The 15,354-nt window shown below is 59.7% G+C and carries 10 protein-coding genes and 1 tRNA gene; all 11 read right to left on the bottom strand.

Features of this window, described 5'->3' with window-relative positions; all coding sequences use genetic code 11:
* Positions 1–101: 101 nt before the first annotated feature.
* The 11 genes from HMPREF2712_RS00950 to HMPREF2712_RS00900 all read right to left on the bottom strand — a co-directional run bounded on the left by HMPREF2712_RS00950 (position 102) and on the right by HMPREF2712_RS00900 (position 15,302).
* A complete protein-coding gene (locus HMPREF2712_RS00950; RefSeq protein WP_070614683.1) occupies positions 102–1,109 on the bottom strand; it encodes a Bax inhibitor-1/YccA family protein in 1,008 nt (335 codons plus the stop codon).
* A 197-nt stretch (positions 1,110–1,306) separates the two neighbouring features.
* Positions 1,307–2,191, bottom strand: coding sequence for a Cof-type HAD-IIB family hydrolase (locus HMPREF2712_RS00945; RefSeq protein WP_083309134.1), 885 nt, complete (start codon positions 2,189–2,191; stop codon positions 1,307–1,309).
* A gap of 306 nt (positions 2,192–2,497) precedes the next feature.
* Positions 2,498–2,571, bottom strand: a tRNA-Leu gene (locus HMPREF2712_RS00940).
* Positions 2,572–2,859: 288 nt separating this feature from the next.
* Entirely contained in the window at positions 2,860–4,245 is a 1,386-nt protein-coding gene (locus tag HMPREF2712_RS00935; RefSeq protein WP_070614686.1) for an NAD(P)/FAD-dependent oxidoreductase, read from the bottom strand.
* A gap of 470 nt (positions 4,246–4,715) precedes the next feature.
* A complete protein-coding gene (locus HMPREF2712_RS00930; RefSeq protein WP_070614688.1) occupies positions 4,716–6,347 on the bottom strand; it encodes a S8 family peptidase in 1,632 nt (543 codons plus the stop codon).
* A 63-nt stretch (positions 6,348–6,410) separates the two neighbouring features.
* Complete coding sequence (locus HMPREF2712_RS00925; protein WP_005508954.1) at positions 6,411–7,364, bottom strand: Ppx/GppA phosphatase family protein; 954 nt, start codon at positions 7,362–7,364, stop codon at positions 6,411–6,413.
* A 152-nt stretch (positions 7,365–7,516) separates the two neighbouring features.
* Positions 7,517–8,116, bottom strand: coding sequence for a DUF501 domain-containing protein (locus HMPREF2712_RS00920; protein ID WP_049341514.1), 600 nt, complete (start codon positions 8,114–8,116; stop codon positions 7,517–7,519).
* 84 nt (positions 8,117–8,200) lie between these two features.
* Positions 8,201–8,845: a septum formation initiator family protein gene (locus HMPREF2712_RS00915; RefSeq protein ID WP_070819022.1), complete on the bottom strand. Its 645-nt coding sequence runs from the start codon at positions 8,843–8,845 to the stop codon at positions 8,201–8,203.
* 223 nt (positions 8,846–9,068) lie between these two features.
* Positions 9,069–10,349 (bottom strand): phosphopyruvate hydratase, encoded by a 1,281-nt coding sequence (gene eno / locus HMPREF2712_RS00910; RefSeq protein ID WP_005506838.1) that lies wholly within the window; start codon positions 10,347–10,349, stop codon positions 9,069–9,071.
* Between the two features lie 371 nt (positions 10,350–10,720).
* A complete protein-coding gene (locus HMPREF2712_RS00905; protein ID WP_070819021.1) occupies positions 10,721–11,467 on the bottom strand; it encodes a nucleoside triphosphate pyrophosphohydrolase in 747 nt (248 codons plus the stop codon).
* Positions 11,468–11,555: 88 nt separating this feature from the next.
* Entirely contained in the window at positions 11,556–15,302 is a 3,747-nt protein-coding gene (locus tag HMPREF2712_RS00900) for an ornithinee aminotransferase (protein WP_070819020.1), read from the bottom strand.
* Between the last annotated feature and the right edge of the window lie 52 nt (positions 15,303–15,354).

Here is a 15,354-nt window from a genome sequence, read left to right as displayed (position 1 = left end):
GGTGTTGTTATTGTGTGCTCTCCCCCGCGCCTCGATACAGCAGGGAAGTAAAGCGGCAAAGGCGGCGGCACCATCACGGTACCGCCGCCTCAAAGTGAGCTTTAGTCGTTGCTAAAGATGCTTGCCAGGTACATGAGAACACGCAGGATCTCAACGTACAGCCAGACCAGAGAAGCGGTCAGGCCGAAAGCAAGGCGCCAGGACTCACGCTCGGGCAGGCCCGCCTCCACAGCTTCGGAGGTGGTGGTGAAGTCCAGCAGCAGCGAGTAGGTTGCCAGCGCAACAGCGAACAGGCCAACAATCAGACCCAGGGGAATACCGAAGAGGCTCACGCTACCCAGTGCGGAACCGAAGATACCCGCGCCCAGGATCGAGATGAGGCCGTACACCAGGTAACCAATAGCGCCAATCATGAAAATCTTGTTGAGCTTAGGAGTTGCGCGCAGCTTGCCATTTGCGAACAGAGCCAGGGTGGTACCTGCCACCACGAGGGTTGCCAGAACCGCCTGAATTGCCACGCCGGGGTAGCGCATATCCACAACAGCGGACAGGCCACCGAGCAGCAGACCTTCCATAAGCGCGTAGGTCATGACCAGAATCGGGGAAACCTTCTTCTTGAAGGAGTTCACCAGACCCAGGACCAGACCACCAACCAGGCCCAGGAGCATCAGCACCGGTGCATTCCATGCAACAGCGGCACCGACAGCGACCAGGCCCAGGTTGATGCCGGTCTTAACCATGACATCGTTCATGGTCAGACGCTCACCTGCGGGGATGGGCTCCGAGTAGGTGGGGGTTGCTACGCCGTAGTCAGCCTCACCGTACGGCTGGCCGTACTGTGCCTGCTGACCGTACTGGGGCTGGCCATACTGCTGACCATAGGGCTGCTGGCCGTACTGCGCCTGCTGACCATACTGGGGCTGGCCGTAAGCATTCTGACCGTAGCCCTGCTGGTCATACTGCTGCTGACCGTACTGGCCGTAGGTCTGCTGCTGACCGTACTGCGCCTGCTGGCTGGTCTGCTGAGGCTGTGCACCAAAGCGACCGAAACGAGAGTCACCCTGAGTGACATTCTTCGTCATCGAATTCAGAAGCGGGTTTCCCGCCATCATGCTCTCCTTAAACGGGTACAAAACTAATTCTGTTAATTCTATCGGATAGATTCTGCGCTCACGGGCGCTGTTCGTTACCAGCAGGGGCTTCTAGCAGCTTTGCCAGAATATTTCAGGGCGGTGTTTACCTGAGGTTCACCCAGGTCCGCACCGCCCCGCACGCAAACGCTTCTGCGCGTCTCTTGGTGAAGCGTCTATTGCGAAGCTTCCAAACGGTCAAGGAGCTGCTCCAGATACTCCAGAACTGCCTGTTCCTCGTTCGAGCCAATCACCTCGTCAGCAGCATTTCGCACAACCTCCGGGGCGTTAGACATAGCAACGCCCCAGCCCGCGTAGCGGAGCATCTCCATGTCGTTCTCACCGTCACCGAAGGCAAGAATGCCCGCCGGGTCGGCGTTCAGACGCTCGCATAGGTCCTTCAGACCGGTCGCCTTGTTGACACCGGTACGCACCAGGTCAATGGCGCCGAAGCCACTCACCATCGGGGTGACGGTCTGCGGAAGAGCCTCACGCAGGTAGACGCTCAGCTGCTGCGTCTGCTTCGGCGGGGTCAGCAGCGGGAACTTGATGGGTGCACCCTCAAAATCTTCAATAGAGTCAACCATGACCGAGCCGGGGAAGAAGAACGCCGCAAAGTCCTCCAAGGTGAGGGTTTCGGGAAGCTCCTGACCGGTGTCTTCAAAATAGCCGCGAATCATGTGCACAATCTGGTCACAGCGGTCCTTAGGCAGGTAGATACCCTCGGTAGTGCAGACCAGCAAACCAATCTGATCCAGCCCCTGGACTATCTCAATGATGCGCGGCACATCCTCTTCCACAAAGGGATGCACGGCAAGCTGACCGCTCTCATCAGCAAGGTATGCCCCATTTTCAGCAATATAGGTAAGACCTCGCCCTTCAAAGCCACGCATATAGTCCCGCAGCTTGGCGTAGGTGTTTCCGCTCGCCACAACAAAGTGAATTCCCTGCGCCTGCAGGCGGGATAGGATGCGCGAGAAACGTTCGGTGTCGAAAGTTTTGGAGTCGGTGAGGAAGGTGCCGTCCATATCGACAGCAATGATGGAGGGTATAGTCTGCATGCTGTGCCTTTCTGACTCTGCTGCCCCATTCAGGCTGGGGTGCATCTGTGGCTGCGTCTCTTCTAGGGTCTCACGTTTTTGAGCTCCGGAAGACGGTATGCGGGCGTTTTTGAGAGTGGAGCCCACGGGTACCATCGCTTCCTTCGAGCAGGTGGGCATCCCCATGGCAACCGAACTGGTCGGGGGCATCGCCTTTTAAACTCCAAACACCACACCCCAGACATGTAAACCCTCAGACACACAAGCGGCGGCCCCTCCCCCACGGGAAGAGCCGCCGCCTATCTGCACCTACGCGTGTCTACGCAGTGCCCCCACTGGGACTCGAACCCAGAACACAAGGATTTTAAGTCCTCTGTCTCTGCCAATTGGACTATGGGGGCGCACCCCGTATACGTCGGGGCACAAACACCTATTATTCCACGAAAACGCACCCGAACCTAAGCGGAAACACATTTCAAACGGTTCCCCGCGCTCAGCCGCAGCAATCACCATGCAAAAGCACAGGTGGGCGGCTAAGCTAGACGGCCCGCACGCGCCCAGACACAAAAACCCAGACACAAAAACCTAGGCGCAAAATGGGCGGTGCAGAAGACTAAAGTCTTCCACACCGCCCTTTGCTTTATCTCAAGTGCGCTATCTCAGGGGGCATACCCCTAAGTCAGGCTATTTTAGAGCTTTGCCTTCTGGCGTGCCGGTGCAGTACCGGTTGCTTCCTGGAATGCCAGGCGCGGGGAGCGCTGGTGGCGAATCGAGGAGGTGTCGCGACCGAAAATCTGGTTCAGAGCCCAGGTGGTCATAACGCGAACGGTACGCTCGGTGGTGGGGATTGCAGAGCCGTGGTAGCCGCGGTGCATGATCCATGCCAGCGGGCCGCCAATGGTCTTGCCCTTGAAGTTTGCAACGCCCTTCCACAGACCCAGACCTGCCACAACACCGATGGTCTCGTGGTAGTAGTCGGTCAGGGGCTCGCCGCGGCGAGCAGCCAGCAGGTTCTTAGCCAGAACAACAGCCTGGCGGGAAGCGTGCTGAGCGTTGGGAACGCAGAAGCCACCCACGCCGCCACCGGAGAGATCCGGAACAGCTGCGTTGTCGCCTGCTGCCCAAGCGCCCTCGACCACACCGTCGTCGCCGGTGACGCGCAGGTCTGCGCTCACGCGAACGCGGCCGCGCTCGTCAATCGGGAAGTCGGTGTTCTTCAGCATCGGGGATGCTGCCACACCTGCGGTCCAAATCAGGGTGTCGGTCTTAATCTCGCCTGCGGGGGACTTGTCAGCCATGTTGATCAGCTGCAGGTTGCCGTCGGTTGCGTCAGAGAGGGAGGTGTTCAGCAGGATCTCGATGCCGCGTGCACGCAACTCTGCAACAACCTTCTCTGCACGGTCTGCGGGGACCTCGGGCATGATGCGCGGTGCAGCCTCGACCATGACGAAGTGCAGGTCGGAAACGGAGAGACGCTCGTTGCGCTCGACAGCAACGCGTGCCATGTCCTCGAGCTCGGAGATGGTCTCAACGCCAGCGAAGCCACCACCAACGATGACGAAGGTCAGGGCGCGGCGGCGTGCCTCAGCGTCGGACAGCATGGATGCGACCTCGATGCGGTCCAGAACCCAGTTACGAACGGAGACTGCCTCTTCAATGGTCTTCAGACCGATAGCAACCTCTGCCAGACCCGGAATCGGGAATGCACGGGTCACTGCGCCTGCACCGAGTACAATCTCGTCGTACTTCAGCTCGAAGGGCTCACCGTTGTCGGTGGGCTCAACTACAGCGGTGCGCTCTGCGTGGTCGATGGAGACAACGCGGCCGGGAATCAGCTCGGTGTCGCGCAGGTGCTGACGCAGCGGCACAGTTGCGTTACGACCTTCCATGGAACCTGCCGCAACCTCGGGGAGGAAGGGCTGGTAAGTCATGTAGGGGTTCGGCTCGACGATGGTGACAACGCCACCGGTCTCCTTGATAGCCTTCTGGATCTTCTTAGCAACGGTGAAGCCGACGTAGCCGCCACCGACGATCAGGACGCGAGGACGGTCCTGTGCCACCTTAGTGAATGCCATTTTGTTACTTCCTAGTCTTTAGGTACCGAGGTTCGGTAGCCCCGGTAGGGTGGTATGTGCAACTTTCGGGTCGTTCCGAAAGCTCCCCTGACGAACAAAGCGGCTCGCTCTGGAAGTCCTTGCGCAACGCGAAGTGGCTAGCAGCACGAGCCTGTCTATCACATACCTGTTGTCTTTTATTTTACGCCTTTGTTTAGGTAATTTCGCACCTATGGTCCCTTTGAGCTGAGCCTAAGTTAAAAGTTTTGAAGATATGAACAGAGTTCATCTCGTGATGCGGGTTACAGTCAAAAATACCCTTTCCGTTTTTTGCGCAACATATTCGATATTTTCGTTTATTGGGGTGTTCCGCCGTCTCAAGCCAGATCTCAAAGAACAAAGCCCGGGACCAGCTCAAAAGTCAGCCCCGGGCGAACAGGAGAAGTCTCCGCAGAGAAGAAAAACACCGGCACCCCAGACTCACAAGAACCCTAACGAGTCCCCCTCCGGGCACCCCGCTGCGACCCCTTTGAAACACGACTCTTTCCGTGATGAGCACCCGGATGATGCGCCATCTCACGAGCCATCCGCGCAGCCTGCCCCGCGCTCACATGCATCCTATGCAAACGATGCACCGAACCAGCCGTAATAATCGTCAGCCACAACGTCAGCGCCGCCAAAATTACCGGCGGCAACCAGCCACGATCCTCCGGAGGACGACGCGCATCCGGCGCAGCCGCCTTCACAATGCTCTCGCCCTCCTCATGGACCGGCGCAGCATCACTCGGAATCGGCTCACTCACCTGCTGCTTACGGTGCACCGCAATCCACTCAGAAATCGAACCCAACGGATTCGCCGTCACCGTAGGCGCCGCCAAAGCCATCGCATCCTGCGGATTGAAAATACCGTAACCATACAAAGGGTCACGGCCCGTCACACCAGCATCATCAGCCGAAGCAATCAAACGTTGGACCAGCTGAGCCGCCGACTCCTTCGGATACTTCTGCTTCAACAAAGCAGCAACACCCGTCACCAACGGAGCAGCAGCCGAAGAACCCGACCAAATCATGTACCCATTACCCGGAGCAGCCGCAATCATATCCGTACTCGGAGCAACCACAGCAATCGAAATACCCTGAGTCGACGAGCCCTCAGAAACCTGTTTATTCCGGTCAATACCGCCCACCGTCAACACGCCAGGAATCGTCGCCGGAGCACCAACCTGCGTCAAGCCGCTACCGCGGTTACCCGCAGCCGCAACAATCAGCACGCCCTTCTGCTCCGCATAGGCAAACGCCTCATCCCAGCTCTGCGGCCAGCTCGTCTTATTCGAGCCAATCGACATGTTAATAATCTGAGCCCCGTGGTCGACTGCATAACGCACCGCCGCCGGGATCTGCTCATCAATACTCTTACCGCCGGTCGTACCCATATTCAGCGAAATCGGCAGAATCTTCGCCTCGGGAGCCACACCAATCACACCGGTCGGCTTACCCGGCTGACCCGCAATCGCAGAATAGCCCTGCGTATCGTGGCCGTGACCTGCAATGAGAGAAGCGACCTCCGTGCCGTGCATCGGCTCAGCACCCAGGCCCTTCCAGCCGTCCTCGCTGCCCACGCCCGAGGCATCATAACCACGCAGAACATTACCCTCAAGATCCGGGTGGGTACCGTCCACGCCCGTATCAATCACAGCAACCGTCACGCCCTTACCCGTAGCCTGCGACCACAAGGACGTAATACCGTACTCGTTCAGCCAATACTCACGCTGACGAACATCATCACCATTCGTGGTCGACGTGCCCTTACTCGGAGTTGCGGAAGTCTTCGGCACCGCAGTAGCCGACGGTGAAGGAGTCGCCGTCACCTCCCTCTTCGGGCTCGGCGAAGCAGAAGGGGTCGGGTCCGTCGCCCAGGCAACAGGCGCCATCGGAGTCCACAACGGCAGAAGAGTCAACGCGGCACTGGCACCCAAAGCTGCAACCTTACGAATGCGGCGAGTAGCGCCTCGGTCAGAACCAACCGAGGCGCGCACACCAAATACACGAGACGCACAGGCGAAAGACGGCGCAAAAGACCAGCCGGTCAGGGGCATACCTCGCCGACGCTCAGAACGAACCATTAAAACTCCTCAAGCTGAGCCGCGCCGTGAATCACCGTTGGTTCACGGCGCGAGCGCTCAAGCCTACAGCTGGGACAGAGCGATACCGTCCAGAATGTCGTGCTCACTGACGGTCACCGAATCCACGGCGCCATCAGTCATCTCATTCAGACGGGTCAGGATACGGGCGTAAATCGTCGCGCCGGCACCAATCACATCCACCCGACCGGGGTGCATGTAGCCGAGCTCCTCACGCTCAGTACGGCTCAGCGAAGCCAACCAGCGGGCAGTCTTCTGAACGGTCTCTACGGAGAAGCTCTGAGCGTTAATAGCTTCAGAGTCATAACGGTCCAGACCCAGCGCGGCAGCAGCCACAGTGGTTGCGGTACCAGCCACAGCCACCACGCGGCGCGCATCCTGCAGGGGCACAGTCTTACGTGCCACCTCGAGAGCCTCGTCAGTATCAGCCTCAACGCGGGCAATCTGCGAGTCAGTGGACGGGGCGCTCATCATGTGACGCTCAGTCAGGCGCACACAACCAATATTGACGCTGCGGGAAGCCTTCACACCCGACTCGTCGCCGAGCACGAACTCAGTCGAACCGCCGCCCAGGTCAAACACCAGGGTGTCACCGTCGCCGTAACCGACAGCGCGCACCGCACCAGCGAAGGACAGAGCAGCTTCCTCATCACCGCTGATCACCTCGGGCTCAATACCCAGAATCTCGCGGATACCATCCACGAACACCTGACGGTTACCCGCATCGCGAGTCGCACTGGTCGCCACAAAACGCACCGAATCAGCGCCGTGCTCCTTCAGCAGCTGCGCATACTCACGAGCCGCAGCGAAAGTACGGTCCAGCGCCTCCTGCGCCAGCCAGCCGGTCGCGTCCACGCCCTGACCCAGACGCACAATGCGCATCTCACGCACAACGTCCTTCAGGACGGTCTTCTCGACCCCGTCCACCACCTCAGTAGTGGAATCAGCAATCAGCAGGCGAATAGAGTTCGTACCGCAGTCAATCGCACCAACGCGCACGGTGGGTTCCTTTCAGGTCTTCAATACCAATCAGTGCCAAAGGCAACGCGAGCGCCGCAGGCGAAAAATTTTCGCTTTTCGGCGCTCTTTCTTCTATCTATTATGCGCCCGCACCGTCGCTGACGACGATGCGGGCGCACCAGAATCAATATTTAGGCTTCTTCACGCCACGCAGGGTCGCAGGAGCAGACCTCGGGGGTCCACCACTCGGCGATAGCGTCCAGACCGCGGTCACCCATCGGGTTCACGCCGCGACCCACCGACAGGGTGTGGCCGATAACGGCGTGCAGGCACTTCACGCGGGTCGGCATGCCGCCGGCAGAGATGCCGTCAATCTCCGGGACCTCTTCGGTGCCGCTGATCAGGCGGATGCGCTCACGCTCAGCCAGGTAGTTCTCGTGTGCAGCAGCGTACTGTGCCGCCAGGTCCGCATCCTCAGCGAGCGAGTCGGTCATCTCGTACATCAGACCGCCCGCCTCCAGGCGGGAAGCCGCAGCGGTAATCACCGGATGCGCCAGGTAGAAAACGGTCGGGAAGGGGGTGCCGTTGCTCAGGCGCGGCGCGGTAGCAGCCACGAGCGGGTTACCGCACACGCAGCGTGCCGGAATCTCAATCACGTCGCGGACCTTACGGCCCAGCTGCGCGGAGAGAACACGGATGTCCTGCTCGGTGGGGGTCAGGGTTTCAACAGTTACGCCGAAGCCGCCGGGGGTGCGTGCCTTCAGCTCTTCAATGGTGTTTTCGGTGCTCATAATCCTAAGTTTCTGGAACGAGGGGTCGCCTCGTCCACTTGTGCCGGGTGTCTGCACGGGCAGGGTTACTGCCGGCAGCTGGGGCTAGTTCTTCTCGAGAGAATTCCAAACCTTGGTAGTCCAGGCTTCCTCGGGGGCGTTCTTCGCATTCGCAGAAGTACCGTCCGCCTTCGTGGAGTCCTCGGTAATGCCGGTAACCACGTAGGGGGTGTCGCCGGGGTTCACATAGTAGAGGCGGCTACGTGCCTGCTGGCGAACATAGTTGTCGTCGTTCCACCAGGTCTGCTCCGCCTTCAGCTGGGCGTTCTCCTGTTGCAACTGGGAAATGTGCGCGTTGATCTGCTTGATTTCCCGATCCTGGTCAATGTAGGTGACCACCGGGTATGCGGTACCGAGCGCAATCACGCCCACCACAACAGCGGTCAGGAAGCTACGACCGGAGAACATATGAGCCGCCACGGGGGCGTCGTATCCGCCCTCTTCGCTGCCCTGCTGGGCAGCGGCGCGGCGGCGGGCACGCTCCTCACGGCGAGCCTGCGCCTGACGTTCACGCTCAGGGTGACGCTGGTTCAAACCCACACCGAAGAAAAGGGCACTAGCCTTCTTCATCAGGGAGGTGCCAGCTTCCTTCGCGGCGCCACGCGGCGCATTGGAGGCGGTAGCGCCCTGAGCGGGTGCAGTGGAACTCGTAGAGTGCGACCGGGTCTGCTTGTTTGCTCGCTGGCTCATTGCTCTATCCTTCGTTCCGTTCTGTACCGCTAAACGCTTCCTTCATATTCTACCGGGTTCAGAGAGCTTCCCCAGCTCTATGTTGCAAGCGATACATTCTACCCTGCCACGGCATACCTGAGCTGATAGACCGCACACAGAGAAGGAGGCGGTGCCACTCCCCTACGGGGTAGCACCGCCTCCCTGACGTCTAACCGCTCACGCGGTCGGATGCTTCAGTAACTTATGCCTTGAAGCGGGGGAATGCGGACTTGCCAGCGTAGACAGCTGCCTCGCCCAGCTCTTCCTCGATGCGCAGCAGCTGGTTGTACTTAGCAACGCGCTCGGAACGTGCGGGAGCACCGGTCTTGATCTGGCCAGCGTTGGTTGCAACAGCCAGGTCAGCGATGGTGACGTCCTCGGTCTCACCGGAACGGTGAGAAACCATGCAACGGTACTCGTGGCGCTGTGCCAGCTCCATTGCGTCGAGGGTCTCGGTCAGCGAACCAATCTGGTTCACCTTCACGAGCAGAGCGTTAGCTGCGCCCTCTTCGATACCGCGAGCCAGACGCTCGGGGTTGGTCACGAACAGGTCGTCACCGACGATCTGGACCTTGTCACCGATCTGCTCGGTCAGGGTCTTGTAGCCCTCCCAGTCGTTCTCGTCCAGGGGATCCTCGATGGAAACCAGGGGGTACTTTGCAACGAGGTCAGCGTAGTATGCGCTCATCTCAGCTGCGGACTTCTTCTGGCCCTCGAACTCGTATGCACCGTCGTTGTAGAACTCGGAGGATGCAACGTCCAGTGCCAGTGCAACCTGCTCGCCCGGCTTGTAGCCAGCCTTCTCGATTGCCTCAACGATCAGGTCCAGTGCAGCTGCGTTGGACTCCAGGTTAGGTGCGAAGCCACCCTCGTCGCCCAGGCCGGTTGCCAGGCCGCGGTCGTGCAGCACGGACTTCAGGGAGTGGTAAACCTCAACACCTGCGCGCAGAGCGTCAGAGTAGTTGTCGAAGCCGATGGGAGCAATCATGAACTCCTGGATGTCAACGTTGGAGTCTGCGTGAGAACCACCGTTGAGGATGTTCATCATGGGGACGGGCAGAACGTGAGCGTTCGGGCCGCCGAGGTACTTGTACAGGGGCAGGTCAGCGGACTCAGCAGCAGCCTTAGCAACAGCCAGGGAGACACCCAGAATTGCGTTTGCGCCCAGCTTGCCCTTGTTGTTAGTTGCATCCAGAGCAATCATGGCTGCGTCAACAGCGCGCTGGTCGGAAGCCTCAATGCCGATGACCTCTTCAGCGATTTCTTCGATAACAGACTTCACTGCACCCAGAACGCCCTTGCCCAGGTATACGGACTTGTCGCCATCGCGGCGCTCAACAGCTTCCCACTCACCGGTGGATGCGCCCGAGGGCACAGCTGCGCGTGCGAAAGCACCGTCTTCGAGCAGAACCTCAACCTCAACGGTCGGGTTGCCACGGGAATCCAGGATCTGGCGTGCGTGAACTGCGGTAATAACAGCCATGAATTGTTCTCCTTATGAGATGTCAAGGATGTGAACGGCTCACCCGGTAGTGGACAAGTCGCGTCCCCTAAATTCTAGCAAAACTCCCACACAAACACACTAGTTGCCACCGCTTTTTTATTGCCTTAATGAAGGTCTCGATAACCCTTAGTCAGGCGCTACAAAGCGGAACAAGACCCACACTCCCCCACATTGGGAGGGTGTGGGTACTCGGCCAAAGCACAACATGAGCCCAAATGCCGGGGCATGTGCCACGAGCATCCTCACGGCTATCCAACACGAACCCAAACAAACAGAAGGCGCTTTGAAACCTCGTATTCCCTCAGAGAACAGGTTCCAAAGCGCCTCACAGAAGAACTCAACCAGCGTGTCTAATAGCTCGGCTCATCATGCGTATGCTGAGCAATATAGCGGCGAGTGTACGAACGCAGGGCACGCTCAGCGTCCAAACCATTACGCTGTGCGCGGCTCACCAACGCAAAGAGCAGCTCACCGAAATCCTCTTCATTGTGCATATAGCGCAGATCGTCCTCCATGCTCGTAGGCTCCGGCGGCAGAATAATACCCGCCTTACGTGCCTTCACAGCAGTCTTCTCAGCCATAGCGAGCGCCGGTAGATGCGGCGGAATACCGTCCAGCGCGCCACGGTCGCTCTTCTCCTTCTTCTTCAACGCATCCCACGCCGCCTGCTGCTCAGCTGCGGTGCGGGGCGCCTCCGAAGAGCCCTCAGACTCAGCCGCGAACACGTCCGGGTGGCGCGAACGAAGCTTCTGCACCAGGCCCTCAACCACCTGCACAATATCGAAGCCCTGCGGGTTTGCCGCAGCAATATCGGAATGGAACACCACCTGCAGCAGCACGTCGCCCAGCTCCTCACGCAGCAGCGGCATATTCGGCTCGCCGCCGGTTTCTACAGCTTCGACAACCTCGTAGGCTTCCTCCACTAGGTAGCGGATGAGGGAGGCGTGAGTCTGCTCAGCATCCCACGGGCAACCACCCGGTGCGCGTAGCAACGCCATGGTCTCCACCAGGGTGCCGAAGGCCTCAGCCGCACGGGCGGCAGTGTCCTGAACATTCTGTGCCGCAGAAGTCTCAGGAGTGTTAGGGGTATCAGTCATAACAATCTTCCTCATCGAAAAAATGACAAACATAGCACGCCGCGCCGACCCCCACATGGGGAGCCGGCGCGGCGCACTTTACAAGGGTTTAGAGGTTCCAGTGCGAAAGCGCGCTCGTCATATGAGCCGGGATCTTCGAACCCAGACGCGGGAACATGCGCAGCTCCTCAACGTAACGCTCAGCATCCAGCGGACGCGGGTAGGTGACAAACGCCTGCTCATTCGCATAATCGAATGCCGCCTGAACCGGCACGCCCGGGGTGAAGGTCAGGCTCATAGCCAGCGGCGAGCCTTCGCCCTCGCTGTACGAGTCGGTCTTCAGCGCCGGAATGTCCAGCAGGGTTTCGGGAATCAGTTCGAAGGTACGGACCTGTTCCCAGAAGCCGTTGCGGCGCACGTGGGTCAGGGCGTCGTAGTAGGAGCCGAGGGCGCGTACACGAATCAGCACCGTGGTGGCGTCCTTTGCGGTGCCGTTCTCGCCGAAAAGGTGCTCGACGACCGGCGCCAGACGCTGAGCGACCTGTGCCTCGGTCAGAACCAGGTTACCGGTTGCCAGCTGAGTCTCCGAGGGAATCAGCGGGCTCTGCACCGCGGCGGAGGGGGTGTCCGGCTCAGCCACGATGGTGGGCAGCTGGTTGAGCTCGCTCAGCGCGGATGCCGAGATGCTAGAGGAGATACCTGCCGGGGTGCTCTCCGGCAGGGCAACCGGGGTGGTAGCCACAGCGGGTGCTGCCTCTGCTACCGGTGCAGTCTGAGCGGCAGCCTCGGAGGCGGGAGCAACCGCTGCGGGAGCCTCAGCGTTCTTAGCCGCGGGGGTCACCTCAACGGTCTTGAGCTCAGCGACCTTCTCAGCGGACTCTTCCTGAGCGACAGGAGCCTTTACCTCGGTAGCATTCGCCTCAGATGCCTTTGCCTCGGTAGCCTTTGCAACGGCACCGGCGGTGCCCACTGCGGCAGCTGCGGCAAGAGCACCAGCCAGGCCGGGAGCCACAGATGCGCTCTCGGAGACGGGCTCAACGTCTACGAGGGCAGGTTCCTCGGCGGGCGCTTCAGCGGAAGCGGCGGAGGTTTCCTTCTCGGGTAGCAGTTCAGCGTCATCCAAGAACGCCGGCAGGGCAGGTTCTTCGGCGCTCTCTGCGACCGGTTCTTCTACAGCCTCTTCAACGGGCTGGGTGCGATCCAGGGTGAAGGACTCTGCAACCACGGGGGCGGCAGCCTTCTGCTCCTCGACAGCCGAAACTTCCTCAGCGGGTGCTTCCTCAGCAACTGCGGGGGCTGCTGTTTCCTCAGCGTCCAGCTTCTTCTGAGCGTTGGCAACGATGGCAGCCAGGGCGGCTTCCATATCTTCGCCGGGCTCATCAGAGTCCTCGGCGGATACCTCGGTTGCCTCAGCGGCGGACTCTTCAGCCTGCTCAGTTTCGGGTTCTACGGTAGCCGCACCGAAGACAGGGTCATTCTCGTAATCGTGCTCGAACTCAGCCTCAACCGGCGCAAACTCAGTCTGGTCAGGCTGGGCAGGCTCGTCGGAAGCTTCAACGGCCTCCTCTGCCTCGTCCTTCTCCTGCGCAGAAGCGGCAGAACCAGCCACAGCAGTACCGGCAGCGGCAAGACCTGCAGCAGCCGCCAGGCCCGAAGAGGCAGGCTCTTCAGCAGTTTCAGCAACGGGCTCTTCAGCAGATTCGACAGCGGCCTCAACCTCGTTAGCTACCTGCTTCTGAGCAAGCTCAGCCTCCAGCTCACGCTCAATAGCCTCACGTTCAGCCTCAACCGAGTCAACGCTCTGAACGGTAGCCTCAGCGGCCTCAGCAGTCGCAACGGGCTTAGCCTCGACAGCGGTGCCCTCCAGCAGGAAGCTCTCACGGGTGGTCTGGCCGTCCGCCATACCCAGGTAGGATGCGTGAACCTCCAGGCCGTCACCTAGACGCGGGTTCAGGGAGACCGCCGCGCGGTTCCAGGTTGCGCCGGCCTGCTGAGCCTCGGTGTACAGTGCCGCCACGGGTGCGAACCAGTCAATGCCGGGCACAACAATGCCGGTTTCGACCTCGCGACCGCGGTGCAGCAGACGGTAATGCATGTCCTCATCAACTTGGCGCAGTTCCAGGCTCATGGTGCCCGAACCGCGGGTACGCATGAGCTCCGCGAGGCCGTAGAGGGCACGCTGCTCCGTAAGAGCGGGCAGGGTTGCCGCGCCCTCAACGGGCTCGCTCAGGATGATGGATTCGGCAACCAGTTCAGCTTCGTCTTCGCTGAGCTTCTGCTCAGTTTCCTTCAGCTCAGTGGCGGGTTCCTCAGCGGATTCTTCACCGGTAGCCGAGGTAGCCTCGTGCTTCTCGGCTTCCTTCTTGTCGATGCCCTCTGCAGTCAATGCGACGCCCTGGGAGTTGCCCTTCTCTGCCTTCTCATCCGCGTTTTCGCTCTTGAAGGCAGTCGAAGCAGCAACCGCAGCGGCGGGTGCCGCAACAGCGGCGGCAAGCGCGACACCAGGAGCTGCAGAGGTACTCTTGGCGGGCTCGTCGTCCGCAGAGTCGGTGTCTTCAGATTCCTCAGATGCAGAGTCCTCAACCTTGGTTCCGGATGCTACCGGCTCGGAGGTTACCTTTTCGGTCTCTTCCACAGCGGGTTCTTCCGCTGCGCTTTCTTCAACAGCGGAAGCATCAAAAATTAGCTCAGCGGTGTTCTCTTCTTCAGCGTCAAGGCTCTCAGCCTCGAACGATTCAGAGGCGGATACTTCACGTTCCTCCTCAACGGATACAGCAGACATCAGCTCAGTCTCGTCAGAAACCGCATTCTCCTCGTCAGCGATTTCAGCCGCCAACAGTTCGGGTGCCTCAACGACAGCCTCAATCTGTTCTTCTTCAGCCTCTTCGACGGGTTCAGTAATCTCAGCGGATTCAGCAGAGTCTGCATCCTCAGCAACTACCTCAGTAGTAGTTTCCTCAGCGGTCACCTCGTCGGAAGCAACCTCGCTAAAGGTCTCTTCTTCGCTATCGAGGGTGATGCCCAGGCGTGCCGCGTAGGCTGCCGCCAAATCATCCAGACCAGCGTTCTGTGCCTCGGTGACGGCGGCGCGGGTACGAGCTGCCTTCATGTCTTCAACAGTCAGGGTTTCCGCAGCGCCAGCGGAAGAAGCCTCAGATACAGAATGAGTGTTCTCCGACTTTTCCTCAGTTGCCTCTACAGCTGCGGGTGCAGTCACCTCAGGTTCTTCATCGGCTTCATCTTCGGTGTTCTCAGCACGCACAGCACGCAGGTGCTTCTCAAACTGGGATCGCGCATCCTCCGCAGCATCCTTCGGCTCCTCAGCATCAACCGACGCTTCCTCAGCCTCAGAGGTAACCTCTTCATCATCACGCAGGAACGCAGGGGTAGCCGGCTCGGGTGCTTCAGCAACCGGAGCAGCATCTTCTTCAATGTCCTGGATCTTAGCGACCTGCTCAACCTCAACAGGTTCCTCAGATTCCTGGGGGAAAGCACCAAGCGCCGCCAACAGGCTACGGCGCTCCTGCTCCTCAACCTGCTCTTCAGTCAGTTCCTCAGCAGAGGGATTCTCTTCAACCTGTTCGTCACCGCGCAGGAGGGCACGCTTGAGATCCTCAACAGCACGGTACTCTTCACTCTGCTCTTCGTCCTGGTTCTGGTGGCGTGCGCTCTCAGACTTCACGAAGCGGCGCAGGGAGTCCTCCCACTGCTGCTGTTCCATAATCTTTTCGCTCAGTCGTGCGCTCTTGGGAGCGTCTTCGTTTGCCTGTTCTTTCTGAGCCTTGGCAGTTTCGGCGCTCTGTTCTTCGCGCGATTGTTCATCCAACTTCTTCTTGCCGATTCCAAAGAAGCTCATTGGGTGTCCTCCTCCGGCGTGCGCCGTGTGATGATGCGCCATTTCCTTCATC

This window comes from Rothia sp. HMSC064F07 (assembly GCF_001837265.1).
Lineage (GTDB): Bacteria > Actinomycetota > Actinomycetes > Actinomycetales > Micrococcaceae > Rothia > Rothia mucilaginosa.
The sequence above is the reverse complement of the archived record's forward strand: the minus strand, read 5'-3'. Positions and strand labels throughout refer to the sequence as shown.

Coding starts and splice junctions, on each gene's coding strand:
- HMPREF2712_RS00915 (WP_070819022.1), bottom strand. CDS start 8,845: ATGAGCCAGCGAGCAAACAAGCAGACCCGGTCGCACTCTACGAGTTCC.
- HMPREF2712_RS00900 (WP_070819020.1), bottom strand. CDS start 15,302: ATGAGCTTCTTTGGAATCGGCAAGAAGAAGTTGGATGAACAATCGCGC.
- HMPREF2712_RS00905 (WP_070819021.1), bottom strand. CDS start 11,467: ATGACTGATACCCCTAACACTCCTGAGACTTCTGCGGCACAGAATGTT.
- HMPREF2712_RS00920 (WP_049341514.1), bottom strand. CDS start 8,116: ATGAGCACCGAAAACACCATTGAAGAGCTGAAGGCACGCACCCCCGGC.
- HMPREF2712_RS00935 (WP_070614686.1), bottom strand. CDS start 4,245: ATGGCATTCACTAAGGTGGCACAGGACCGTCCTCGCGTCCTGATCGTC.
- HMPREF2712_RS00945 (WP_083309134.1), bottom strand. CDS start 2,191: ATGCAGACTATACCCTCCATCATTGCTGTCGATATGGACGGCACCTTC.
- HMPREF2712_RS00950 (WP_070614683.1), bottom strand. CDS start 1,109: ATGGCGGGAAACCCGCTTCTGAATTCGATGACGAAGAATGTCACTCAG.
- eno (WP_005506838.1), bottom strand. CDS start 10,349: ATGGCTGTTATTACCGCAGTTCACGCACGCCAGATCCTGGATTCCCGT.
- HMPREF2712_RS00930 (WP_070614688.1), bottom strand. CDS start 6,347: ATGGTTCGTTCTGAGCGTCGGCGAGGTATGCCCCTGACCGGCTGGTCT.